Raw genomic sequence first — 23,189 nt, 5'->3', positions numbered from 1 at the left:
TGTCCCGGCCATCCACGTCTTTCTTCCCGACAGCACCAGAGGCGTGGATGCCCGGGACAAGCCCGGGCATGACGAGTGTGTGGATCACTGTCGCGCCGCAATTACTGCGACAGCTTCACAAAGTCCGGAAACTTCAGCTTCCCTTCCGCGATCGCCTTCGGCCAGACCGTGATCTGCTTGCCGCCTTGCCACTGGAACACGAGGCCGGTGACGGCACCCGGGCCGGACTTGATGCCGTGGGTGAACTCGTCGTTCTTGCCGTAGAACTGGATCTTGCCGATCGTGCCATCGAAGTCGGTCTTCTCAAGCTCGGTGACCATCCTGTCCGGATCGGTCGAGCCGGCGCGCTGGATCGCTTCCGCAATGATGTAGACCTCGTCATAGGCGGTGTAGCCGGTATAGGCCGGCGGCGTGCCGAACTTGGCCTTGAAGGCGGCCGCGAACGGTTTTGTCTTCGGCGTCACCGCGACGTCGGGCGTCGCCACCGCGAGGGAGGGCACGCCTTCGGCCGCGCCGTTGGTGTCGCCCCAGAACGTCGGGCTCAGCGCCTGCGCGCTGATGCCGAACATCGGGATCGGCACCTGCTGGTTCTTCCACTGCACCGTCGGCTGCACGCCGACATGGGAGATGCCGGTGACGATCACGTCGGGCTTGGCGGCCTCCATCTTGTTGAAGATCGGCGTGAAGTCGGTGGTGTCGGGCGAGAAGCGGATGTGCTCGACGACCTTCAGGCCGGCCTTGGGCAGGCAGGCCTCGTAGCCGATGTCGAGCGGCTTGGTCCACGCCGCGTCCTCGCTCATGATCGCCACCGACTTGAACTTGAGCTGGTCGACCAGCAGCTCCTTGGCCGCGTCGCAGACGAGCTGCGCCTGCGCGGCCGAGGTCAGGTAACCGTGGAAAGTGTACTTGTTCTTCTCATAGTCGTTGTGAACCGCCTTGGTGATCTCGTTCGAGGCGGCGCCGGGCGTGATCAGCGGCATCTTCAGCCGCGAGGCCCACGGCTCCAGCGCCAGCACGACCTCGCTGATGTAGCTCGCGATCACGGCCGAAACCTTGTCCTCGCTCACCGCGCGCTGGAACGCGCGCACCGAATCCGCCGACGAGCTCTTGTTGTCGTAGGTGACGATCTCGATCTTACGGCCCATCACGCCGCCCTTGGCGTTGATCTCGTCGGCGGCGATCTGCGCGCCGCCCGGGGTTGCCGCTCCCGCGATCGACTGCACCTCGGCGATGATTCCGATCTTGATCGGGTCCTTGGACTGCGCATAGGCCGGCGCCGCGAGGCACAGCGCGAGCGCCGAGGCCAACAGGCTCACGCGGGTGGCGGTTGAATATGCTGGCATCATGATCTCCCTTGCTTGTCTTGTTATTCTTCAAACTTTGAGCGTCAGAGAAAGTCCTTGCCGGCCTCCGCGGCGAACCGGCCCGGATCGCCTTCCCAGACGATCCGCGCGTGCTCCAGCACATAGACGCGGTCGGCATGGGGCAGCGCGAAGGTCACGTTCTGCTCGCCGAGCAGTACCGTGATCTTGGTGGTCTGGCGCAATTTCTCGAGCGCCTTCGACAACAGTTCGAGGATGACAGGCGCAAGCCCCAGCGTCGGCTCGTCCAGGATCAGGATCTGCGGCTGCATCATCAGCGCGCGGCCGATCGCCAGCATCTGCTGCTCGCCGCCGGACAGCGTCTGCGCCATCTGGCCCTGACGCTCCTTCAGGATCGGGAACAGCTCGAACAGCCACGCGAGCTGTTTCGCCCTCGCCGCGTCGTCCAGATGCTGGCCGCCGAGATCGAGATTTTCCCGCACCGTCATCTCGCCGAACAATTCGCGCGATTCCGGGCATTGCACGAGGCCCGAGCGTGCAATTTTCGCGGGCCCGGTGCCGCGCAGCTTCTCGCCGCCGCGCAGAATCTCGCCGGTGTAGGGCAGGAAGCCCGAGATGGTGTTGAACAGCGTGGTCTTGCCGGCGCCGTTGAGGCCGACGATCGAGACGAACTCGCCCTCATGGACGTGGATCGAGACGTTCTCCAGCGCCTGCGCCTTGCCGTAATGCACGCTGACATTCTCGACCTGCAGCAGCGGCACCTTGTCCTTGAACGAGGTCTCGGGCCGCGCATGGGTCTCGATCGCGCCGCCGAGATAGACTCGCCGCACGGTCTCGTTCTTCATCACGTCCTCGGCGCGGCCGGTCGTGATCTCCTCGCCGAGATACATCGCGAGCACGCGGTCGACCAGCGCCGCGACGCTCTTGACGTTGTGATCGACCAGCATCACCGCGCGTCCCTCGTCGCGGAAGCTGCGGATCAGGTGCGAGAACACGCCGACCTCGGTGCTGGTCAGCCCGGCAAACGGCTCGTCGACCAGCACCACTTTTGGATCACGCGCGATTGCTTTCGCCAGCTCCAGCCGCCGCAGGTCGGCGAACGGCAATGTTGGCGGGCGGCGATCCATCACCGCCCCCAGGCCGACACGGTCAGCGATCCACTTGGCGCGCTCGGTCAGCGCCTTGTCGGGAAACAGCATGAACAGGCTGTCGGGCAACAGCGCGACCATGATGTTCTCGAGCACGGTCTGCCGGTTCAGCGGCCGCGAGTGCTGGAACACCATGCCAAACCCCTTGCGCGCGATCTTGTGCGCCGGCAGCCCGGCCACGTTCTCGCCGTCGAACAGCACCTCGCCCGCGGTCGGGCGCTCGATGCCCATCACGCTCTTCATCGCGGTCGACTTGCCCGAGCCGTTCGGCCCGATCAGGCCGAGGATCTCGCCGGGGCGGAGCTCGAAGCTCAGATTCTTCACCGCGGTCAGGCCGCCGAACCGCTTGGTCAGGCCGCGAACTGCAAGTGTCGGAGTAGTGGTCACAGTCTGATCCATTTAGGAGCGCGCCTCGCGTGACAGGGCCGCTCCGAGGAAACCGCCGGGGAAGAACAGCACGACGAGCAGCGCCACCGCCGAGACGATGAAGGTTGCGAGTTCGCCGGTCGGACGCAGGAATTCGCCGGCCACGATCAGGAAGATTGCACCTAACGCCGCGCCCAGCACCGTGCGCCGGCCGCCGAGCACGGCGGACACGATGACGTTCACGCCGACCGCGACGTCGACCACGGTGCCGACCGAGGCGGTGCCGAAGTAGAACACCAAGAGCGCCCCGGACAATCCGGAGAAGAACGCGCTGACGATGAAAGCCGCGAGCTTGTGCTTGACGATGTTGAAGCCGAGCGCGCCGGCCTGCACCGGGTCCTGCCCGCTCGCCTGCAGCACGAGTCCAACCGGCGATTGCGACAGTCCGTACAGGATCGCGGCGCTCACGGTCATGAAGCCGAGCGCGATCCAGTAATTGGCGCCGGCATTGATGGTGATGACATCGGGGATGGTGAGACCGATCTCGCCGCCGGTCAGGTCAGCAAACACCACGATGAAATTCTGCAGCATCAGCACCGCGACCAGCGTGGTGAGGCCGAAATACGGTCCCCTCACCCGCAGCGCCGGCAGCGCCAGCACGAAGCCCGCAACCACCGACGCCAGCGCGCCGAGCAGGATGCAGAGATAGACCGACCAGCCGAACTGGTTGTTGAGGATGCCGGCCGTGTAGGCGCCGGTGCCGATCAGGAAGGTCGGCCCGAAATTGACCTCGCCGGCGAACCCGAACAAGAGGTCCCAGGCCATCGCGAACACGCCGAAATAGAACGCGACGGTGAGCAGCCCGAGGATGTAGCCCGAGACATAGAGCGGCAGCGTCGCGGCAACCACCACGCAGACCAGCGAAATGAAGAACAGGCGCGAGGTAAAGAAGTTGGCCATCTCAGCGCCTCCCGAGCAGGCCTTGAGGCCGGATATACATCACGAACACCAAAAGCAGCAGCGCCGGAATGGTGCGGTAGGCCGGCGAGATCATGCAGGCCGTGATGGTCTCGAGATAGCCGACGACGAAGGCCGCGATCAGCGAGCCGGAGACGCTGCCGAGGCCGCCGAGCACCACGATCGAGAACGCGCTCGCGGTCAGCGGCCCGACGCTGTAGGAGCTGACGCCGAGGAACATGCCGAGCAGCACGCCGGCGATGCCGGCCAGAATGCCGTAGATGCCCCACACCACGATATAGATCTGGGTGAGCTCGAGCCCGAGCAAGGTGACGCCGCGCGGGTTCATCGAGGCCGCCAGCACCGCCTTGCCGGTCCGCGTGCGGTTCACCAAGAGCCACAGCAGGCCGATCACGAGACAGCACACCAGCGCGGTGAAGATATTGTTGCGCGGCGTGCGGTTGCCGAAGATGTCGACGACGCCCTCGACGATCGGCAGCACCGTCTTGGCATTGTTGGTGAAGAAATAGGCGATCAGCTCCTGGATCATGATGCCCCACAGCAGGGTGCCGGTGAGGACGAAGATCTCCTTCTCCTCGTTGGGGATCCGCCTGGAATTCTGGATCGGCTTCACGACCGCGAAATAGGTCGCGAACGCCATGATCAGCGCCACGCCGACACCGAACAACGCGCCGGAGTAGATGTCGAGGTGCAGCACGCTCGCCGCGGCCCAGGCCGCGACCGCTGCGGCCACCATGATGGCACCGTGGGAGAGGTTGAGAACGCCGGAGACACCGAAGATCAGGGTGAAGCCGGTGGCACCGAGTGCATAGAGCGCACTGATGGCAAAGCCATCGATCAGGATTTGTAGGGCAAGCATCTCAAATCGGCCGCGGCAGCAAAGCTGCCTGTTGTGGAGGACGCGGAACTGAATGCGGATGCTCCCGGGACCGGCCCGGGAGCATGATCATCAGTTAGTTCGTGGTGAGCTTGATGAAGCTCGGGAACTTGAGATCGCTCTTGGCGACCTCCTTCGGCCAGACCGCCACCTGCTTGCCGCCCTGCCACTGCAGCATCAGTCCGGTGATTAGGCCCTTGCCGTACTTGATCGAATGGGTGAACGGATCGTCCTTGCCGTAGAACTGGACGCGTCCGATGGTGCCTTCCCAATCGGTCTTCTCCAGCGCATCGACCATCTTGTCGGCCTCGACCGAGCCGGCGCGCTTCACCGCATCCGCGATGTAGTAGACCTCGTCATAGGCGGTGTAGCCCGCATAGGACGGATAGTTGCCGTAACGCTTCTTGAAATCCTCCGCAAATGGCACCGACTTCGGCGTCACCGCGACGTTCGGGCCCGACACGCCCTGATACAGCACGCCTTCCGCCGCGTCGTTGGTGTCCTTGCCGAAGGTCTCGTTGGTCGCCTGCGAGGAGATGCCGAACATCGGGATCGGCACCTGCTGGTTCTTCCACTGAACCGTCGGCTGCACGCCGACATGCGAGATGCCGGTGATGATGACGTCGGGCTTGGCGGCTTCGACCTTGTTGAAGATCGGCGTGAAGTCGGTGGTATCCGGCGAGAAGCGGATATGGTCGACGACCTTGAGCCCGATCTTCGGCAGGCACTCCTCGTAGCCGACGTCGAGCGGCTTGGTCCAGGCCGCGTCCTCGCTCATGATGACCGCGGTCTTCATGTGCTTCTGATCGACCAGCAGCTCCTTGGCGGCATCGCAGACCGACAGCGCCAGCGCCGCCGAGGTCAGATAGCCATGGAAGGTGTACTTGTTCTTCTCGTAATCGGCGTGGACGCTCTTGCTGATCTCGTTCGAGGCGGCGCCGGGCGTGACGAACGGGGTCTTCAGGCGCGAAGCCCAGGGCTCGAGCGCCAGCACCACTTCGCTGATGTAGCTCGAGATGACGACGTTGACCTTGTCTTCGTTGACCGCGCGCTGGAATGCGCGCACCGAGTCCGCCGAGGACGAGTGATTGTCGTAAGAGACGATTTCGATCTTGCGGCCGTCGATGCCGCCCTTGGCGTTGATCTCGTCGGCGGCGAGCTGCGCCGCCTGCGGGATCGACGCCCCGGCAATCGCCTGCGCTTCGGCGATGACGCCGATCTTGAGGGTGTCGGCCGCCAGCGCTCCGCCGGGGCTGGCTACCAAAAGGCCCAACACGGCCGCTCCGGCAAGTTGCCGCATCGCATGAACAGGCAGTCGCGATGTTCTTTTCACCCTGTTTCTCTCCTCTTTTTGTTCGGCTGCTTCGAGCTCTTGGGCCGGACTATAGCTGCGACAAAACGCGCAGCAAGTGAAACTGCGCGCAGATCGCCATGCATGGACGACAACTAAAGTAGTGGGTCGGCGTTTTGCGGCTGAATAAATATGAGGCAGCGCGGGAATAAGAGCGTGGGGTGCCGGTCTCTCAATTCGTCATTCCGGGGCGAGCGAAGCGAGAGCCCGGAATCCATTCCACCACTTGTTTTGCTTGATCCGACACATTCAGCGTCGTCCTGGCGAAAGCCAGGACCCATTACCCCAAATGAGAATTGTCGCGCGATGCTGGGGCCACGATCCCATCCATCACCGAGTGCGGTGGTTATGGGTCCTGGCTTTCGCCAGGACGACGGCGGGAATTTGGCGTCGTCACGGAAACGTCCCCGCGTTCGTTCGGGGGACGACTGCGATTTACGAGGCTGACCGCCCTACTCCGCCATCTCGACCGGCTGCGCGGCCGGACCGGCGAGCGGGCGCTCTTCCATCGTGATCATGCAGATGGAAGCGGTGGTCAGCAGCACGGCGGCGGCGCCGAACACGTAGCGGAACGCGGTGATCATGTCGGCCATCGGGATCGCGCCGACGGTGCCGGCGGACGCGGCATGATGCTCGCCGGCGAGCGAGATGTCGGTCCCCAGTGTCATCAGCAGGATCGTGGTGAAGGCGGCGACCGTGAAGGAGGCCATCATCGCGCGGAAGAAGTTCATCGCGCCGGTCACGGTGCCGACCTGCGGACGCGCCACCGCGTTCTGCAGCGACACCACGCTGATCGGGAATGTGGTGCCGAGCCCGAGCGCGAACACGCTCATCAACAGCAGCAATCCCCACAGCGGCAGCGTCGTCACGGCCATGCCGACGGCGCAGATCGCAGCGACCGAGGTGCCGACGATCGCGACCCGCTTGTAGTGCTTGGCCTTCGCCATGGTCCGGCCGGCGATCGCTGCGCCAAAGGTCGAGATCGCCGCGAGCGGGATCAGCGCAAGGCCGGCCTCGCTGGCGGTGAGGTGATAGACCACCTCGTAATAGAGCGGCAGGTGCACGGTGAGCCCGACCATGGCGCCGAGCGCGCAGCCGCCGGCACCCATCGCGAACGGCACCACCGAGCCGCCGAGCAGCGACAGCGGCAGGAACGGCTCGTCGGCGCGGCGCGCGTGCCAGACGAAGGCGCCGGCGAGCGCGATCGAGGCGCCGATCATCGCGGTAATGGTCGGCGACAGCCAGGAAAGACGGGTGCCGCCCCAGGTCAGCACCAGCATCAGCACGACGGCCGAGGCCATCAGCAGCACGCCGCCGAGCCAGTCGACCTTGCGCTTGCGGTGGAACACCGGGATCTTGCCCATCTTCGGCAGCAGCAGCGCCAGCGCCGCCGCCGAGAGCGGCAGGTTGATCCAGAAGATCATCGACCAGTGCAGATGCTCGGCGAACACGCCGCCGACCACCGGGCCGAGAATGCCGCCGGCCATCCAGACGCTGGAGAAATAGGCCTGATAGCGGCCACGCTCGCGCGGGGTCACCACGTCGGAGATCACGGTCTGGACGACAGGCATGATGCCGCCGCCGCCGAGGCCCTGCAGGCCGCGGGCAATGATCAGCATGGTCATGCTGGGCGCGACCGCGCACAGCACCGAGCCAACCACGAACAGGCTGAGCGAGGTGATGATCATGACGCGGCGACCATAGATATCGCTCAGCGTGCCGAACACCGGCGCCACCGCCGTGGAGGCGAGCAGATAGGCTGTGATCACCCAGGACAGGTTGGTGACGTCGTGAAACTGGCGCCCGATCGTCGGCAGCGCGGTCGCGACGATGGTCTGGTCAAGCGCGGCCAAGAACATCGTCAGCATCAGGCTGATCACGATGGTGCGGACTTCGTCCGGATTGAGCGGTGCCGGCGGCGCCAGCGGCGGCGCATCGCTGAGTTCGATCACCTCGCTCGGGAGGCGGGACAGCTCTTCAGCAATGTCGTCGGGCAATGTCTCTTGGTCGGCAGGAATCCGGCTCTGCCGTTCATACTTGTTCATTTGGGGCGTAATGCTGCTGCGCGGGCGCGTGCCGCGATGGAATCATTCTCTGATCCGCAATTTATGCAGCAATTCGCTGCTGAGGCAGGCACCTCAGCGCATGGGTGCATCCCGCCGCGACCTTCTCGCGATCACGTGATCGCGGACGCTGTGGCGACGTCACCCTTTGGTCGTCTTGTCGAGCACCTTGGGCCGCTTCTTCAATTGCGCCCGTTTCGGCAGCAAGGCCGGCCACCGCACGATGTGATCCTCGAGATCGGCGTCGTTGACGTCGAGTTCGGTACCCTCCACCCGCCCGCGCACCGAGACCCCGGCTTCATGCACGGTGTTGGGATCACCGGAGATCAGCGGATGCCACCAGTAAAGGTCCCGCCCCTCGGCCACGAGCCGGTAGCCGCAGCTCGGCGGCAGCCAGTTCAGCGTCCGGACGTTCTCGGGCGTCAGGCGGACGCAATCCGGAACCTGGTCGGAGCGGTTCGGGTAGTCCTTGCAGGTGCACAGGCCGGAATCGAGCAGCTTGCAGGAGATATGGGTGAAATAGATCTTGCCGGTGTCCTCGTCCTCGAGCTTCTCCAGGCAGCAACGTGCGCAGCCGTCACACAGGCTTTCCCATTCGGCGTTGGACATCTCTTCCAACGTCTTGGTTTTCCAGAAGAATCCCTCCTGGCTCGACGAACGCTTGGGCGGTGCGGTCATGATATCCCTGACATGGCGGTAAAGCTCTTCTTGGGACGCCGGCGGCCCCTCCGCAAGGGGGGGTGATATTGCGGGGTCGAAAATGCCGGTGGGCAGCGTTACGGGTTTCATTAAATTCACAAGCTGCGCCATTGGTTTATGGCAGCCGCTCGGATAGAACAACGAACGAGTCCCCAACGACGCAAAAGCGCCTTGGGATTGCCGCAACATCGAAGCAAGACGCTGGCCTGTGCCCGTTTCGGGCGCCCGCAGCGCTGTCGAACTGATCAAGGGTCCGGTCCTTCAGATCATGCCGTCGCATTGGAAACAGAAGGTCCGGAATTTCTTCCTGGACCTCGATGCGCGTATCGACTCGACGCTGTTCTCGTCGGGCAAGGGCCTGCGCGAACTCTACGAGCGCTATTCCACCTTCATGGACCGCTTCTATGTCGGCCGCTGGAAGCGCTGGGTGTTCATCGAGCCGCTGTCGGAGGCCGCGACGATCGGGCTCGGCGGCATGATCCTGATGCTGACGCTCGCGATCCCCGCCTTCCGCGAGACCGCCGACGAGGACTGGCTGAAGAAGTCCGACCTCGCGGTGACCTTCCTCGACCGTTACGGCAACCCGATCGGCAGCCGCGGCATCAAGCATAATGACTCGATCCCGCTGGAAGACTTTCCGGACAATCTGATCAAGGCGACGCTCGCGACCGAAGACCGCCGCTTCTATGACCATTTCGGCATCGACGTTCCGGGCCTCGCCCGTGCGCTCGTCACCAACGCGCAGGCCGGCGGCGTCCGCCAGGGCGGTTCGTCGATCACCCAGCAACTCGCCAAGAACCTGTTCCTGAACAACGAGCGCACCATCGAGCGCAAGGTGAAGGAAGCCTTCCTTGCGATCTGGCTGGAGACGCGGCTCACCAAGAACGAGATCCTGAAGCTCTATCTCGACCGCGCCTATATGGGCGGCGGCACCTTCGGCGTCGACGGCGCGGCGCACTTCTACTTCAACAAGTCGGTGCGCGACGTGAACCTCGCCGAAGCCGCGATGCTCGCCGGCCTGTTCAAGGCGCCGACCAAATACGCCCCGCACATCAACCTGCCCGCGGCACGCGCCCGCGCCAACGTCGTGCTCGACAACCTCGTCGATGCCGGCTTCATGACCGAGGGCCAGGTGTTCGGCGCCCGCCGCAATCCAGCGGTCGCGGTCGACCGACGTGACGAGAATTCGCCGAACTACTATCTCGACTACGCCTTCGACGAGATGCGCAAGCTGGTCGACACCTTCCCGAAATCCTACACCGAGCGCGTCTTCGTGGTCCGCACCGCGATCGACATGAACGTGCAGAAGGCGGCCGAGGAAGCGATCGAGAACCAGCTCCGCCAGTTCGGGCGCGACTATCACGCGACCCAGGCCGCGACCGTGGTGTCCGATCTCGACGGCGGCATCCGCGCCATGGTCGGCGGCCGCGACTACGGTGCGAGTCAGTTCAACCGCGCCACCGACGCCTACCGGCAGCCGGGCTCGTCGTTCAAGCCCTACGTCTACACCACGGCGCTGCTCAACGGCTTCACGCCGAACTCGAAGATCGTCGACGGCCCGGTCTGCATCGGCAACTGGTGCCCGCAGAACTATGGCCATTCCTATTCGGGTCAGGTCACGCTGACGCAGGCGATCACCCGCTCGATTAACGTGGTGCCGGTCAAGCTCTCGATCGCTCTGGGCGGCAAGGAAGGCCCGAAGGCCGGCCGCGCCAAGATCGTCGAGATCGCGCGGCGCTTCGGCCTCAAGGCGCCGCTGCCCGATACGCCATCGCTGCCGATCGGCTCCGACGAAGTCACGGTGATCGAGCACGCGGTGGCCTACGCGACCTTCCCGAACCGCGGCAAGGCGGTGACGCCGCATTCGGTACTCGAGGTGCGCACCGGCGCCGGCGACCTGGTGTGGCGCTGGGACCGCGACGGCCCGAAGCCGCGGCAAGCCATTCCGCCGAACATCGCGGCCGACATGGCCGGCATGATGAGCCACGTGGTCAGCGAAGGCACCGCGCGCCGCGCCGCGCTCGACGGCATTCCGACCGCGGGCAAGACCGGCACCACCAACGCCTATCGCGACGCCTGGTTCGTCGGCTACACCGGCAACTTCACCTGCGCGGTCTGGTACGGCAATGACGATTATTCGCCGACCAACCGCATGACCGGCGGCTCGCTGCCGGCGCAGACCTGGCACGACATCATGGTCGCCGCGCATCAGGGCGTGGAAGTCAAAGAACTCGTCGGCGTCGGCATGGGCCAGAAGCTGCCGCCGCAGCCGGCGCAGGCCAATGCCCAGGCCAACGCGGCGCCGCGCGTGCTGGAGACCAAGCCGGGTCCGCCGCCGGTCTTGACCAAGCGTGGCGCTGATATCCTGGTGCGGGTCGAGAAGCTGCTCGACGAAGCCGCCAAGACGACCAACAAGACCACGCTGAACGAGCCCTCGAAGACCGGCAAGCCGGAGTCCTCGAGCGCGCTGGCGTTCCCCGAAAACTATGTTGCCGCGGCCGGACCGGACGGCACGACAGCACCTGCGCCACGCAAGAACTGACGTGCGGCTCCTCCTCACCACCTTGCTGGCACTCGTCATCGCCACGGCCGTCGGCCTCGGCCTGACCTACGCGACGGCGACGCGCGGCACCGATCTCGGCACGCTGAAGATCGGCGCCTGGACGGCGCGGCCGAAGAACGGCACCTCCGACGTCGACCCCTATTCGCGCGCCACCATCGCGCGCAGCGGCGAGCTGCCGATCGGCACCGGCGACGGCATCGCGTTTTCGGCGACAGCAGACGACAAGAACAAGCCGCTCGACGGCCGCTGCGACATCGTGGTCAGCGGCGTGACGCCGGCGGCGCGGTTCTGGACGCTGACGTTGTTCGACCGCAAGGGCCACCTCGTCGCGAACTCGCTGCAGCGCTACGGCTTCACCAGCCAGGAGATCATGCGGGCCTCCGACGGCACGTTCGAGATCCACATCGCCTCGCGTTCGCGCGCCGGCAACTGGTTGCCGACCGGCGGCATCGAGCGCTACGCGCTGATGCTGCGCCTCTACGACACGCCCGTCGGGGTCGCGACTCGCACGCAGCGCGACGCGCCGATGCCCTCGATCGCAACGACGGGCTGCCCATGATCCGCGTGCTGTTCACGATCCTCGCAGGCGTGCTGCTCGGCGGCGTGGTCCATCTCGTCAGCGTGCTGGCGTTGCCGCGGATCGCCTCACAGGACGCCTATTCGCGGCTGACGCCGATGACCAAGCTCAACGAGGTGACGCAACTGCCGCTGGCCGACCCGAGCAACTCGCCGATGCCGCTGATGGATCCGGCCTTCGCGGTGGCGATCTGCCGGTACGATCTGTCCACCGGGCCGCTCAAGCTCACCGTGCCGGTCAGCCAGGCCTATACGTCGGTGTCGTTCTACACCCGCAACGAGGTCGCCTATTACGCGATCAACGACCGTTCCGCCGGCAAGAAGGTGATCGAGCTCGACCTGATGACGGAAGCGCAGCACAACGAGCTACCGGAGGATGAGGAAGTCACGGCGGCCGACCGGCTGATCATCGACTCGCCGACCTCGACCGGCCTGATCCTGCTGAAAGCGCTGGCGCCGGAACCCGGCCTGATGCCGCAGGCGCAGGCCTCGCTCGCGGCCTCGTCCTGCAAATTGCAAACCGAACCGGTCGCGGCCAAGCAGGAAGCGCCGCCGCCGCTGCCCGCTCCCGCCCCGCCGCCCGCGGCGCGCAACAAGCGCTAGCTCGCAGCCAGCGCGTGCCCGCCGCAGCGGCAGGTCTCGTAATCGACGGGATCGTGGCTGTTGACGATCGTAACATCAGAGCCATGCGCCGCCTTCAATTGGCGCAGCCGCTCCTGGTTCTGAATGCGCGTCGCGCGATCCATGTCCGCCCGGCGCTGGAACATGCCGAGCACCAGCGGGATCCGCGGCCTGGCATCGAGCTGCGCGTGGTGGAAATAAGCATCGCCGGCGTGCAGCAGCCATTTGTCCTTGTCGCGTACCGCGATGCCGCAATGGCCGAGCGTGTGGCCCGGCAGCGGGATCATCAGAATGTCCGGCTCGCGGTCGCCGAGCGCGCGCACGCCCTTGAAGCCGAACCAGTCCTCGCCGCCGGCGCCGTAGAACGCCCAATCCGGCCCGTGTTTCCATTGCGCCGTGATGTAGCGGCCTTCGGGCGGCGCGACCTGATGCGTCACCGCCATATCGTACTCCTTGCGATGAACGTGCACCTTGGCCTTCGCAAAGTCCGGCACGCCGCCGGCATGGTCGCGATCGAGATGCGTCAGCAACAGATGCCGCACATCGTCGGGCGAGAAGCCGAGCGCCTTGACCTGCTGCACCGCCGTCTCGGCCGGATCGAGCCGCGGCGTGGTCTGCCGGACCCATTTACGCCCGAGCCGCGGCGGGTCGCCGATGTCGTCGAGCCCGATGCCGGTATCGACCAGCACGAGGCCGTCGTTGCTTTCGACGAGCAGGCAGTGACAGACCATCCGCGCCCGCTGGAAGATGCTGCCGCTGCCGTTCACGAGCCGCTTGCCGATCGGGCACATGGTGCCGGTGTTGAGATGGTGGATGCGCATGACCAGTCCTCCGCTGAGTTCAGCACAGGCTTGCCACCCGCGTTTCCATAGGTAAAATATTGTCTATCTATCTGTACGATAGGACAGATCTATGGATATCCGCGAACTCCGCTATTTCGCCGCGGTCTACCGCGAGCGCAACCTGACCGCCGCGGCGAAGCGCTGCTTCATCTCGCAGCCGTCGATCTCGGCGGCGATCACCCATCTCGAGGCCGAGCTCGGCACCACACTGTTCATCCGGCACAAGAAGGGCATGGCGCCGACGGAGTCCGCCGCGCAGTTTCACGGCATCGCCCGCAGGATCATCGACGAGGCGGACGCGGCGCGAAACCTGTTTCGCAAACCCGCGACAAGGCAGCCGCTGACGCTCGGCCTGTTGCGCACGCTCGATCAGGCGCGGACGATCGCGCTGCTGAAGCCGCTGACGGCCAATGCCGATCTCGCGCTTCGGCTGGTCGGCGCCAATGAGAAGGCCGATGCGCGGATCGTCGCCAAGACCATGATCGGCGCCGGCGAGCACTTCATCCCGCTCTGGAGCGAGCGCTACGTCGCGGCATTGCCGCCGTCGCATCCCCTGACCCTGAAGGAGACGCTGCGGACCACCGACTTCGCGGGCGTTCCGATGATCGATCGCTGCCATTGCGAGCAGCAGGAATTCTTCAAGCGCACGTCGCCGCCGCGCAAGCCGGTGGCGATCGCTGAATCGGAGGAATGGGCGATGGCGCTGGTCGCGGCCGGGGTTGGCGTTGCGATCGTCCCCGAAGGCGTGGCGCGCGGCAATCCGGATGTCGCGGTGCGCCCGATCGATGTCGACGTGACGCGCCAGGTCGGCCTCGCCTACCCCTCGGCCCACCCGCCCTCCGATGCGCTGAAGGAGTTCATTGCGAGCCTGCCGCGACAGGCGAGCAGTCGCCGCGTCAGATCCACAACAAGGAAGATGAAACGGGCCTAGCCCTTCGACACCACGGCCTGGCCCGTGACCGGTCCTGAGACGAACGGCGCGTTGGCGGTGAGCCGGGCCAGTTCGTTGATCTGGCGTTCGGCGTCGGCGGCCATGCCGTCGGGCGCCTGGATCACCAGCCGCTCCAGCGCCCAGCGATAGGACGAGATCCGCCGCTCCAGGCTTTGCTGGACCCATTGCACGATCAGCGTATTCTCTTCCATCCGCGCGACCGCGTCTGCCTTCTCGCGCGGCGACAGGTCGGCGATCATCTTGAGGCTGGCATTGCGCTTGCGATCGAGCTCGATCACCTGGATCGCGGTGGCGAAGAACGGCTCGAAGCGCGTGATGTCGTCGCGGACCTGGTCGATCAGCAGCGAGTAGCGCGAGGCGAACGAGCGATGTGGCTCGTCGATCAGATTGCGGCCATACGCCGTGCGATCGAACACGACCTTCTGCCGCCACGGCGAAGGCAGCGGCTGGTAGTCGCCGTACACGCTCTTCCACGCCGGTCGCGACAGCGGCGGCTCGATGAATTGATAGGCGAGATCGCGCAGCTGACGTTCGTGTTCGGTGAGCTGGAATTGCGAGGCGTTCTTGCCGACGCTACCGGTCGCTTCGGCACCCATCCAGCGATGCATGTCGTCGTTGCGGAAGTCCGCGCGGGTGCGGCCGAAATCGCCGCCGCTGCAGCCCGCGAGCGCTGAGCCCGCCAACAGCAGGATCAGCGCCGAAAGTGACCGCCGAGCGGCGGTCCGCTGCGCAAGTTCCGGCATTGGATCAGGAGCGGCGTCGGCGACGACGGCCCTGCGCAGTGCCCTGCTCCGGTCCGCGACCTCCGCCGGTCTCCTCCGTCGTTCGCTCGATCCGGACGACGGGAAGGATCAGCACGGTCCCCATGCCTTCGCCGGCAGCACCGACGACGCTCGGCCGCCGTGCAGCCGCATCCGCCGGAAACTCAACGATGGTGCCCATGTTCCGTTCTCTCTGGCCCCGCACGGACATGATTTGCCCCGCGCTCGCCGAGTTAAGAACGCGCATGGTTAACGACATCTTAAGCTGCCGATACGGACGGTTACGGATGTGGCGCTGTGCCTTAATGGACACGCGCAAATTCGAGCGTTCGCCTTCACGGCTTGTTTTCCTTAACTGCGTCTTAAAACAGCCTGCGTAGGCTCGCTGCCACAAGGTTTTCAAACCGAGTCTTATTGGCAAGTCGCGTACGCCCGAGATGAGCGCAGCTCCGCTATTTCCTGGTTTCGATGGGCTGATGACGCTCTCCCGCCGCGAGGGAGTCGACATCCGCCCCACTTTGCTGCGCGTCCTGACCGACCTGTATGTGCAGGCGAGCGCGCACTCCGCCGACGAAGAGCGCCAGTTCGTCGAGCTGACGTCGCGCCTGATCGACGAGGTCGACGACGCGACCCGCGCCGCCGTCCGCGCGCGGCTTGCGATCTATCCGGCAACGCCCGCCCGGATCATGGACAAGCTCGGACTGCGCCGCGCGGGTCCGGAGCAGCCGATGCCGGCCGCCGCGCCAATTCCCGCGCCCGCGCTGCCCGCCAAGATCCCGACCGAGGCAGAGCTGCGGATGGCCGCGAGCCTTGCGATGCGGCCGAACGATGCCGCCGAAATCTCCGACATGTTCTTTGCGGCCAGCGCGAAGGAACGCGCGCAGATCCTGCACAATCTGCAGGAGACGCCGCTGAAGGCCGCGGCGCGGATTCCGGCGGCCCGCGCCGCGCGCGCGATCCATATCCTGGAGATGGCGGCATTTGCCGAGGACCTCGATAACTTCACGCTCGAACTCGGCGAGGCACTGATCCTGCCGACGCGGATCGCCGCCGACGTTGTCAACGATCCCGGCGGCGAGCCGCTCGCCTGCGCGATGCGGGCGCTTGACGTCTCGAGCGCCGCGTTCCAGCGCATCCTGATGTTCCTCAATCCGGAAGCCGGCTCATCGGTCAACTACGTCTATCGGTTGTCGCGGCTTTACGATCGCCTGAGCGAGCGCTCCGCGCTGGTAATGCTGGCGGCGTGGCGCGGCTCGACCATGGCGGTGGCGCGCGCCAAGTACCGCTCGTCGCTCTATGATGACGAGCGCCATCGCGTCCGCACGACGTCGTCGCAGACACGACCCGTCGTGCAGCCCGGCAGCGCGCCCGGCATTCGCAACCAGAAATCTGGAAGCTAGGCCTTCGCCAGATCGAGAAAGTGCCGCCCGGCGCGATCTTCGGTCTCGACGATCCAGGCGTCGGGATCGAAGCGGATCTCCTTGATCAATCGCTCCTCGACCGAAGGCTCGGACACCGGCTGCTGCGCCGTCGGCACGAACAGCCGCTCGGCCGGACGGCTGTCGTCATAAAACGTCTGCGGCGCCGGCGCATACAGCATCGCGTTGCCGTCCATCAGCGCCACCTTGACGAACACGGCGCCGGCCTCTTCGGCGCCCTTCTTGCGGATCGCGCCGAACACGCCTTCGGTTTGGCAGCGGCGCAGATACGCCGCGACCCATATGCTGGTTTTCAATCGCATGCGCCGACCTATAGGCCAGCGCCGCGGCCACGTCCAATTGTCACAGATGACATCACGCACCGGCGGGTTGACCGATACAACCGTCGCTCATATCCTCGCATCTGCGGTGCAAGCCGCGCCCGGGTCCACGGGAAGTGTTGAACCCACTTGCACCTGATATGCGGCCAACCAAGCCTTTGTGCAGCCGGTTTTGTGGACCATCGGCGATTGATGCACGGAGGTTTCCATGGACCGATCGCCCGCGCGATTGAATCTCGAACATCTGAAGAAGCAGGCCAAGGAGCTCCTTCGCCTTTACCGGCGACAGGCCCCGGAGGCTTACGCCCGTTTCCGGCAGGCGCTTCCGGCCGCGGCCGGGCGCGGCGACGCGCAAATCGCTGCACTCGATCTGCGGCTCCACGACGCGCAGTCCTGCGTGGCGCGTGATCTCGGCTTCGCCTCATGGCCGGACCTGCGGCGCTATGCCGAAGCCCAATTGCCATCAGGCAAGAGCCGGGACGATCGGGTGCGGCGCTGGCTGCAGCTGGTCTATGCCGCAGACGTCGACGGCACCACCGATCGCGCCCATCCGCGCGTCGCAATGCGGATGCTCACCGAGGATCCCGATCTTGTGGCCGATGACCCCTATCTCGCCTGCGCCGTCGGCGACGAGGAGACGATACGGCGCACTGCAGCCCATGATCCCGCATGGGTCAACCGTCCCGGCGGTCCCCTAAAACTGCCGCCGCTGGTTGCGGTCACGCATTCCAGCCTGCTGCAGATTCCGGAATTTCAGGCGCGGCTGCATCGCTGCGCGCGCCTGCTGCTGCAGGCCGGCGCCAATCCCGACCAGCACATCAGCAGCCGCTGGCCGCCCGGATCGCTCGACGCGCCCGATGACAGTAATCCGCTGTCGGCACTGTATGGTGCCGCCGGGCGCAATCACGATCTCGCGCTGACCCGGCTGCTGCTCGAGGCGGGCGCCAATCCGAACGATAACGAATCGCTGTATCACTCGCTCGAAGGCTCGGTGACGACTGGCGCCCTGCTTGAGCACGGCGCGCGGATCGCGGGCACCAACGCGATGTACAAGGTGCTCGACGACGAGAACGTCGCGGCGCTCGAATTGCTGCTGCGGCATGGCGGCAATCCGAACGAGCCGGCCCGCAACGCGCCGTTGACGGATTGTGGATCGCCGCTGATGTGGGCGATCCGGCGGCGGCGATCGCGGACCTGCATCGCGGCCTTGCTCGACGCCGGCGCGGATCCACACGTCACGACACCGGACGGTCTCAGCGCCTACCGCTACGCTTTGCAGTATGGACTGACCGAGGTCGCCGAACTGCTGCGGCAACGCACCGGCGACGAGACGCTTGCCGATGATGAGCGGTTTGTCGCGGCGTGCAGCAGCGGCAACGAGCGCGCGGCGCGGCGGATCCAGGCCGTCCGGTCCGATCTTCCAGGCTCGCTTTCACCACAGCAGCTGCGGCTGCTCCCCGAGCTCGCCGCGGCAGGCGGCGACGATGCGGTGCGGCTGATGGTCGAGCTCGGCTGGCCTATCACGGTGCGTGGCGGCGATTGGGATGCCTCGGCGCTCAATCATGCGGTGTTCCGCGGCAACGCCGGGCTGACACGCTTCCTGCTCGAGCACGGTGCGGAGTGGACCGAGCAGCACGGCTTCGGCGACGACGCGTCCGGCTCGTTGTCGTGGGCGTCCTGCAACGAACCGGTCAGTGGCGGCGATTGGGCCGGCTGCGCACAGGCCCTGCTCGATCACGGCATGCCGCGTGCCATTCCGGATCGCGACGATCCGGAAGCGGTGCTGCTGGCCGGCCGCAGGAAGCTGTTCTCCGACGAGGTCCGGGACGTTCTGCTGGGCGAAGCTGTCTGATGACTGTCGAGGAGAAACGTCATGGCCTGGTAACACCCGGCCATGATGAGAGGACAAGACCTAGTCGATCGAATGCCCGATCATCGTGCTGAGCTCCCGCACCAGGCGATCGGACATCTGGCCGGTCACCGGCAGCTTGCGCGCGCGCTCGAACTTCGCGATCGCGTGCTGGGTATCGGCGCCGATCGTGCCGGTCGGCTTGAGCTGACCGTAGCCATATTCGGTCAGCGTCCGCTGGACCGCGGCGATACGCTTGCCGGCCGGGCTCAGATGTTGTGTCGGGATCGGCGCCGGCGGACGAATGACGCCGGACGGCGCGGCGGCCGGGGACGGCGCGGCCGGTGCCGGCGCGACGGTCGACTTCAGCACCAGGTTGGCCATCGGATCGACCGGCTTGGACTCGACCTTAGGTTCGGCCGGCCTGGCTTCAACGGACCTGGTCTCGACGGGCTTGGTCTCTACCGGCTTCACGTCGACCGGCCTTGATGGTTCCACGGCAGCGGGCTCGATCGATCGGGCGGCGGCCTCGGCCGGACGCGGGCGCGGAATCGGACTGGTGGCGGCGGCAACAGGGGCCGGCGGCGGCAGCGTCACCACCGAGCCGCCGAACATCGGCGACGGATGACGGCCAGCCTGCAGGAACAGTGCGTTGATCAGGATCGCAACAATGGCGGACAACGCCAGCACGCCCGCAACCAGATCCTTCGGACTATGCAGCAGCAGGCGCAGGACGAGGCCACGTTCCTCCTCGGCCGCGATGGCCACCGCCTTGGCGCCGCGGCGACGGCGCGGCGTTTCGTCGTCATCCAAAGTCTGTCTAGGCACTCTTCTTCACCTGTTGGGTTTGTTCTTGCAGTCCGGACCGCAACGCGGGCTTCAGCGTCGAGACATTGCTGGACGGCTCGACCGCGGCAGGCGGGGTGAACGACAGCGGCAGCGCGACCGACACGATGGTGCCCTCGCCCACCTTGCTCTCCACATTCATCTCGCCATGGTGCAGGCCAACCAGCCCCTTGACGATGGAAAGGCCGAGGCCGGTGCCTTCGTGGCGGCGCTGATAGGTCTTGCCGGCCTGGAAGAACGGATCGCCGATCCGCTTGAGGTCGTCGGCGGCGATGCCGACGCCGGTGTCGGAGACCCGCAGCAAGAGCCGCGATCCCTCGACGCCGGCCGACACGGTTACCTTGCCGCCGCGCTCGGTGAACTTGATGGCGTTGGAAACCAGATTGAGAACGATCTGCTTGAACGCGCGCGAATCGCCGTTCACGATCGGCAGGTCGTCTGGCACGCGGGTGACGAGGTCGACACCGCTCTCGCGCGCCTTCAGCGCCACCAGGTTGCAGCAATTGAGCAGTGCCGGCCGCGGCGCAAACGGCTCCGGCGAAATCTCGAAATTGCCGGACTCCATCTTCGACATGTCGAGGATGCCGTTGACGACGGACAGCAGATGCTGGCCGGAGTCGTTGATGAGCTGCGCGTATTCCTTGCGGCGGGCCGCGTCGAGGCCGAGCACGTCTTCCTGCGCGATCATCTCGGAGAAGCCGATGATGGCGTTGAGCGGGGTCCGCAGCTCGTGGCTCATGGTGGCCAGGAAGCGCGTCTTCGACGCATCGGCCTGCTCGGCCGCATGGCGCGCCTGTTCGAGCGCGTGCTCCTGCACCTTGCGATCGGTCACGTCGCGGATCACGGCGACCACTTCGGCATCGGCGGACGCCTGCTCGAGCGCACGGCAGCGCATCTCGACCCAGATGAATTCGGCGGCAGCCTCGCCACGCGCACCGTCGCGGCGCACGCGGAACTCGACGCTGCGGGATTCGCCGCGCGCGGCGTCCGACAGCGCGGTGAGATAGGCCGGACGATCGGCGACATGAACGCGGTCGAACAGGCCGTGGCCGGACAGCCGCGATGCCGGCACGCCGAGCATGATCTCGACCGCGGGCGAAATGAAGCGCACCGCGCCGTTGCGGCTGTGTCGCGACAGCACGTCGCTCATGTTATGGGCGAGCAGGCGGTAGCGCTCTTCCTCGACGTAGAGCAGCGCCACGCTGGTGCGCGCCAGCGACTCCGCGCCGAAGGCAAGCCCAGCCGCATAGAAGATCGCCGACACGACGCCGAACCCCACCAGCGTGCTGTTCGACGCAACCGCGGGATCGACCACCGGCAGCACGTGGTAATGGCCAAGCACGCTGAGCAGCGCGGCGCAGATCATCGCCAGCGCGAACGCAAACGCCACCACGCGCCGCGAGGCCGACAGCGCCGCCTCGATCGGAATCACGACGAGCCACACCGCGGCGAACGACGCGATGCCGCCGGTCGACGCCGCGATCATCATCACGAGACCGGCGAGCGCCAGCGACGACAGCACATGCGCGCCTTCATAGCGGCCGGTGCGCGACAGGAACCAGGACAGCAGGATCGGTGCGATCAGCCAGGCGAAGGCCGCGACCTCGATCGCCGTCGGCGCCCCGCGCATCGCCAGAAAGGCCGGGAACGAGGCCAGCGCCGCCAGACTGCCGAGCAGCCGCGGCGCCATGAAGGCACGGTGGCGCGCACGCGTCAGCGCATCATATTGCGCCGACGGATGCAGCAGCGCATCCAGGCAATCGCGGATCAGACTCAAACTACTCACAGCACTCGCGCTTCGGCTTAATCGTCAGACAGACGCGCCGGAACGCCTCCTTTGTGATTGCAGGCCAACGTGTCAGAGCGAACTTAAGCGAACGCTAAGGTGGGGCGGCCTGCTGCCAAACACTGTGCATTGGCGAGGCTTCGACGCTGTCATTCACCGGTCATTTGTCGGGGATGGTGAACGGCTGGTTTCCGGGTGCGACTAACTATGGTTTCGAAATGGTGGACGCGGCGCATCTTGGGTATCCGGCACTCGTCAGCCGCCATCAATCGAAAATTTACGGCGAATCAATTCAGGCGAATTTTCCGCGATTTTTCGACGGATTTACTTCAATGCAGATACTTCCGATTTATCGACCGATGCTAACCGTGAGGGCAATAGCGGCATCGACCGCACAAGAAGCAAAAGACAAGATAGACGACCGGGATCGCGCCATGTTCTTCCTGCTGCGTTTGGCATTCTGGCTCGGGCTTGTGCTCGTGCTGCTGCCGAGAGACAAAACACCTGAAGCGGACAAGACGCCGCCGATCAGCGCATCGGACGCGGTGTCGGCCGCGACGGCGACCATCAACGACATGGGTCAGTTCTGCAAGCGTCAGCCTTCCGCCTGCGAAGTCGGCGGCCAGGCCGCGACCGCGATCGGCCAGCGTGCGACCGATGGCGCGCGCAAGCTCTACCAGATCATCACCGACAAGAAGCCGCCCGACCACACCGGCTCGATCGGCAAGGATGATACCGACCCGGGCGCGTCCCGCGACACGCTGACGGCGGACGATCAGACGATTGAATTCCGCCTGCCGCCGATGCCGTAAGCGCCAATCGAGCGTTCGCGTGAGGCGGATGCCGGTTCGCGTGAAGAAAACGCGTCAAAACAACCGGGAACCGGTTCCATTTTCGTCGCTTTCGCGGCCAGCCTTCCTATATAAGCCGTTGAGAATAGGACGCGGGCCACGATGACGACGATCGACGAAATCAGGGACAATTTTGCGCTGCTGGACGAGTGGGACGACCGTTACCGCTATGTCATCGAGCTCGGCCGCACGCTGGAGCCGTTGTCGGAGGCGGAGCACTCGGCCGAGAACAAGGTGCAAGGTTGCGTCAGCCAGGTCTGGCTGTCGAGGCGGATCGATCGCGATGCCAACGGCGAACCGCGCCTGAACTATATCGGCGACAGCGACGCCCACATCGTGCGCGGCCTGGTCGCGATCGTGCTGACGCTGTTTTCCGGGCACACGCCGAAGGAAATCCTCGCCACCGACGCGCTCGCGCTGTTCGACGAGTTCGGCTTCCGCGACCATCTGACGCCGCAGCGCTCCAACGGCCTCCGCTCGATGGTCGATCGGATCCGCAACGATGCGCGCGAGGCGCTGGCGTCCGCCGCGTAAGCCTCTTACTTCCGCTTCCGGGCCTGCTGGCCAAGCCCCATCTTCTTGGCGAGCTGCGATCGGGCCACCGCATAGTTCGGCGCCACCATCGGATAGTCGGCCGGCAAGCCCCATTTGTCGCGATATTGCTCGGGCGTCATGTTGTACTGCGTGCGCAGATGGCGCTTGAGCGACTTGAAGCGCTTGCCGTCTTCGAGACACACGAGATATTCCGGCGTGATCGACTTCTTCATCGACACCGCCGGCTTGGCCGGCTCGCTCGGCGTGTCGGCGCGCCCGCTCGACACCCGCAGCAACGCCGCGTGGACCTGGCTGATCAGGCTCGGAATGTCCGAGGCCGGCGTCGGATTGTTGCTGAGATAGGCCGAAACGATGTTTGCGGTCAGCTCGACCGGCGTTTTGCCTGACGTATCGGACATGGCTCAATCTTCCCCGTGCTCTCGAC

22 protein-coding genes are annotated in these 23,189 nt (G+C 65.5%); 8 read left to right on the top strand and 14 right to left on the bottom strand.

Features of this window, described 5'->3' with window-relative positions:
• Positions 1 to 101 precede the first annotated feature (101 nt).
• The 7 genes from AAFG13_RS41150 to AAFG13_RS41120 all read right to left on the bottom strand — a co-directional run bounded on the left by AAFG13_RS41150 (position 102) and on the right by AAFG13_RS41120 (position 8,783).
• A complete protein-coding gene (locus AAFG13_RS41150) occupies positions 102 to 1,346 on the bottom strand; it encodes an ABC transporter substrate-binding protein (RefSeq protein WP_212311048.1) in 1,245 nt (414 codons plus the stop codon).
• Between the two features lie 41 nt (positions 1,347 to 1,387).
• A complete protein-coding gene (locus tag AAFG13_RS41145; RefSeq protein ID WP_342710537.1) occupies positions 1,388 to 2,869 on the bottom strand; it encodes an ATP-binding cassette domain-containing protein in 1,482 nt (493 codons plus the stop codon).
• Positions 2,870 to 3,796, bottom strand: a complete 927-nt coding sequence (locus tag AAFG13_RS41140; protein ID WP_342710536.1) for a branched-chain amino acid ABC transporter permease — start codon at positions 3,794 to 3,796, stop codon at positions 2,870 to 2,872.
• A gap of 1 nt (position 3,797) precedes the next feature.
• Positions 3,798 to 4,673, bottom strand: a complete 876-nt coding sequence (locus AAFG13_RS41135; RefSeq protein WP_342710535.1) for a branched-chain amino acid ABC transporter permease — start codon at positions 4,671 to 4,673, stop codon at positions 3,798 to 3,800.
• A 94-nt stretch (positions 4,674 to 4,767) separates the two neighbouring features.
• Positions 4,768 to 5,991, bottom strand: coding sequence for an ABC transporter substrate-binding protein (locus AAFG13_RS41130; protein WP_342713513.1), 1,224 nt, complete (start codon positions 5,989 to 5,991; stop codon positions 4,768 to 4,770).
• 503 nt (positions 5,992 to 6,494) lie between these two features.
• Positions 6,495 to 8,087: an MDR family MFS transporter gene (locus AAFG13_RS41125; RefSeq protein ID WP_342710534.1), complete on the bottom strand. Its 1,593-nt coding sequence runs from the start codon at positions 8,085 to 8,087 to the stop codon at positions 6,495 to 6,497.
• 159 nt (positions 8,088 to 8,246) lie between these two features.
• The gene (locus tag AAFG13_RS41120; protein WP_342710533.1) at positions 8,247 to 8,783 is read right to left on the bottom strand and encodes a YcgN family cysteine cluster protein; all 537 of its coding nucleotides are present in this window, start codon (positions 8,781 to 8,783) and stop codon (positions 8,247 to 8,249) included.
• Between the two features lie 289 nt (positions 8,784 to 9,072).
• Here AAFG13_RS41120 and AAFG13_RS41115 point away from each other — a divergent pair, with 289 nt between their 5' ends.
• The 3 genes from AAFG13_RS41115 to AAFG13_RS41105 are packed head-to-tail and all read left to right on the top strand — an operon-like array spanning position 9,073 to position 12,546.
• Positions 9,073 to 11,346, top strand: coding sequence for a PBP1A family penicillin-binding protein (locus tag AAFG13_RS41115; RefSeq protein WP_342710532.1), 2,274 nt, complete (start codon positions 9,073 to 9,075; stop codon positions 11,344 to 11,346).
• Between the two features lies 1 nt (position 11,347).
• The gene (locus AAFG13_RS41110) at positions 11,348 to 11,926 is read left to right on the top strand and encodes a DUF1214 domain-containing protein (protein ID WP_163156611.1); all 579 of its coding nucleotides are present in this window, start codon (positions 11,348 to 11,350) and stop codon (positions 11,924 to 11,926) included.
• Positions 11,923 to 12,546 carry a DUF1254 domain-containing protein gene (locus AAFG13_RS41105; protein ID WP_342710531.1) on the top strand — a complete coding sequence of 208 codons (624 nt, stop codon included), beginning with the start codon at positions 11,923 to 11,925 and terminating at the stop codon, positions 12,544 to 12,546. The genes AAFG13_RS41110 and AAFG13_RS41105 overlap by 4 nt, the downstream gene beginning before the upstream one ends.
• Here AAFG13_RS41105 and AAFG13_RS41100 read toward each other — a convergent pair.
• A complete protein-coding gene (locus tag AAFG13_RS41100) occupies positions 12,543 to 13,385 on the bottom strand; it encodes an MBL fold metallo-hydrolase (protein WP_212311053.1) in 843 nt (280 codons plus the stop codon). The two genes, AAFG13_RS41105 and AAFG13_RS41100, sit on opposite strands and share 4 nt — an antisense overlap.
• A gap of 91 nt (positions 13,386 to 13,476) precedes the next feature.
• On the opposite strand from AAFG13_RS41100, the gene AAFG13_RS41095 reads away from it, so the two are divergent.
• Entirely contained in the window at positions 13,477 to 14,337 is an 861-nt protein-coding gene (locus AAFG13_RS41095) for a LysR family transcriptional regulator (protein WP_342710530.1), read from the top strand.
• Here AAFG13_RS41095 and AAFG13_RS41090 read toward each other — a convergent pair.
• Positions 14,334 to 15,101 (bottom strand): hypothetical protein, encoded by a 768-nt coding sequence (locus AAFG13_RS41090; RefSeq protein ID WP_342710529.1) that lies wholly within the window; start codon positions 15,099 to 15,101, stop codon positions 14,334 to 14,336. The two genes, AAFG13_RS41095 and AAFG13_RS41090, sit on opposite strands and share 4 nt — an antisense overlap.
• A gap of 4 nt (positions 15,102 to 15,105) precedes the next feature.
• Entirely contained in the window at positions 15,106 to 15,300 is a 195-nt protein-coding gene (locus AAFG13_RS41085; protein ID WP_212018878.1) for a hypothetical protein, read from the bottom strand.
• Positions 15,301 to 15,595: 295 nt separating this feature from the next.
• Here AAFG13_RS41085 and AAFG13_RS41080 point away from each other — a divergent pair, with 295 nt between their 5' ends.
• Positions 15,596 to 16,519, top strand: a complete 924-nt coding sequence (locus AAFG13_RS41080) for a DUF2336 domain-containing protein (RefSeq protein WP_342710528.1) — start codon at positions 15,596 to 15,598, stop codon at positions 16,517 to 16,519.
• Here the strand turns inward: AAFG13_RS41080 and AAFG13_RS41075 are convergent.
• On the bottom strand, positions 16,516 to 16,860 hold the full coding sequence (locus AAFG13_RS41075) for a DUF1491 family protein (protein ID WP_212311057.1): 345 nt from the start codon (positions 16,858 to 16,860) through the stop codon (positions 16,516 to 16,518). The genes AAFG13_RS41080 and AAFG13_RS41075 overlap by 4 nt on opposite strands.
• Positions 16,861 to 17,086: 226 nt before the next feature.
• Here AAFG13_RS41075 and AAFG13_RS41070 point away from each other — a divergent pair, with 226 nt between their 5' ends.
• On the top strand, positions 17,087 to 18,730 hold the full coding sequence (locus AAFG13_RS41070; protein ID WP_342710527.1) for an ankyrin repeat domain-containing protein: 1,644 nt from the start codon (positions 17,087 to 17,089) through the stop codon (positions 18,728 to 18,730).
• A gap of 60 nt (positions 18,731 to 18,790) precedes the next feature.
• Here AAFG13_RS41070 and AAFG13_RS41065 read toward each other — a convergent pair whose 3' ends face one another.
• Positions 18,791 to 19,555 (bottom strand): peptidoglycan-binding domain-containing protein, encoded by a 765-nt coding sequence (locus AAFG13_RS41065; RefSeq protein WP_312011374.1) that lies wholly within the window; start codon positions 19,553 to 19,555, stop codon positions 18,791 to 18,793.
• The gene (locus AAFG13_RS41060; protein ID WP_342710526.1) at positions 19,548 to 21,359 is read right to left on the bottom strand and encodes an ATP-binding protein; all 1,812 of its coding nucleotides are present in this window, start codon (positions 21,357 to 21,359) and stop codon (positions 19,548 to 19,550) included. The genes AAFG13_RS41065 and AAFG13_RS41060 overlap by 8 nt, the downstream gene beginning before the upstream one ends.
• 434 nt (positions 21,360 to 21,793) lie before the next feature.
• Here AAFG13_RS41060 and AAFG13_RS41055 point away from each other — a divergent pair, with 434 nt between their 5' ends.
• Together AAFG13_RS41055 and AAFG13_RS41050 are read left to right on the top strand one after the other, a co-directional pair.
• The gene (locus AAFG13_RS41055; RefSeq protein ID WP_212311669.1) at positions 21,794 to 22,171 is read left to right on the top strand and encodes a DUF5330 domain-containing protein; all 378 of its coding nucleotides are present in this window, start codon (positions 21,794 to 21,796) and stop codon (positions 22,169 to 22,171) included.
• A 141-nt stretch (positions 22,172 to 22,312) separates the two neighbouring features.
• A complete protein-coding gene (locus tag AAFG13_RS41050) occupies positions 22,313 to 22,744 on the top strand; it encodes a SufE family protein (RefSeq protein ID WP_092125179.1) in 432 nt (143 codons plus the stop codon).
• A 5-nt stretch (positions 22,745 to 22,749) separates the two neighbouring features.
• On the opposite strand, the gene AAFG13_RS41045 is transcribed toward AAFG13_RS41050, so the two are convergent.
• Positions 22,750 to 23,163, bottom strand: coding sequence for a MucR family transcriptional regulator (locus tag AAFG13_RS41045; RefSeq protein WP_092125178.1), 414 nt, complete (start codon positions 23,161 to 23,163; stop codon positions 22,750 to 22,752).
• Between the last annotated feature and the right edge of the window lie 26 nt (positions 23,164 to 23,189).

Source organism: Bradyrhizobium sp. B124, from assembly GCF_038967635.1.
Classification (GTDB): Bacteria; Pseudomonadota; Alphaproteobacteria; order Rhizobiales; family Xanthobacteraceae; genus Bradyrhizobium.
Note: the sequence above shows the minus strand (reverse complement) of the source record. Positions and strands in the feature narration are given on the sequence as shown.

Excerpts from the sequence above, each read along its gene's own strand:
- AAFG13_RS41150 (WP_212311048.1), bottom strand. The coding sequence starts at position 1,346 with ATGATGCCAGCATATTCAACCGCCACCCGCGTGAGCCTGTTGGCCTCG.
- AAFG13_RS41145 (WP_342710537.1), bottom strand. The coding sequence starts at position 2,869 with ATGGATCAGACTGTGACCACTACTCCGACACTTGCAGTTCGCGGCCTG.
- AAFG13_RS41140 (WP_342710536.1), bottom strand. The coding sequence starts at position 3,796 with ATGGCCAACTTCTTTACCTCGCGCCTGTTCTTCATTTCGCTGGTCTGC.
- AAFG13_RS41135 (WP_342710535.1), bottom strand. The coding sequence starts at position 4,673 with ATGCTTGCCCTACAAATCCTGATCGATGGCTTTGCCATCAGTGCGCTC.
- AAFG13_RS41130 (WP_342713513.1), bottom strand. The coding sequence starts at position 5,991 with ATGCGGCAACTTGCCGGAGCGGCCGTGTTGGGCCTTTTGGTAGCCAGC.
- AAFG13_RS41125 (WP_342710534.1), bottom strand. The coding sequence starts at position 8,087 with ATGAACAAGTATGAACGGCAGAGCCGGATTCCTGCCGACCAAGAGACA.
- AAFG13_RS41120 (WP_342710533.1), bottom strand. The coding sequence starts at position 8,783 with ATGACCGCACCGCCCAAGCGTTCGTCGAGCCAGGAGGGATTCTTCTGG.
- AAFG13_RS41115 (WP_342710532.1), top strand. The coding sequence starts at position 9,073 with ATGCCGTCGCATTGGAAACAGAAGGTCCGGAATTTCTTCCTGGACCTC.
- AAFG13_RS41105 (WP_342710531.1), top strand. The coding sequence starts at position 11,923 with ATGATCCGCGTGCTGTTCACGATCCTCGCAGGCGTGCTGCTCGGCGGC.
- AAFG13_RS41100 (WP_212311053.1), bottom strand. The coding sequence starts at position 13,385 with ATGCGCATCCACCATCTCAACACCGGCACCATGTGCCCGATCGGCAAG.
- AAFG13_RS41095 (WP_342710530.1), top strand. The coding sequence starts at position 13,477 with ATGGATATCCGCGAACTCCGCTATTTCGCCGCGGTCTACCGCGAGCGC.
- AAFG13_RS41090 (WP_342710529.1), bottom strand. The coding sequence starts at position 15,101 with ATGCCGGAACTTGCGCAGCGGACCGCCGCTCGGCGGTCACTTTCGGCG.
- AAFG13_RS41085 (WP_212018878.1), bottom strand. The coding sequence starts at position 15,300 with ATGGGCACCATCGTTGAGTTTCCGGCGGATGCGGCTGCACGGCGGCCG.
- AAFG13_RS41080 (WP_342710528.1), top strand. The coding sequence starts at position 15,596 with ATGACGCTCTCCCGCCGCGAGGGAGTCGACATCCGCCCCACTTTGCTG.
- AAFG13_RS41075 (WP_212311057.1), bottom strand. The coding sequence starts at position 16,860 with ATGCGATTGAAAACCAGCATATGGGTCGCGGCGTATCTGCGCCGCTGC.
- AAFG13_RS41070 (WP_342710527.1), top strand. The coding sequence starts at position 17,087 with ATGGACCGATCGCCCGCGCGATTGAATCTCGAACATCTGAAGAAGCAG.
- AAFG13_RS41055 (WP_212311669.1), top strand. The coding sequence starts at position 21,794 with ATGTTCTTCCTGCTGCGTTTGGCATTCTGGCTCGGGCTTGTGCTCGTG.
- AAFG13_RS41050 (WP_092125179.1), top strand. The coding sequence starts at position 22,313 with ATGACGACGATCGACGAAATCAGGGACAATTTTGCGCTGCTGGACGAG.
- AAFG13_RS41045 (WP_092125178.1), bottom strand. The coding sequence starts at position 23,163 with ATGTCCGATACGTCAGGCAAAACGCCGGTCGAGCTGACCGCAAACATC.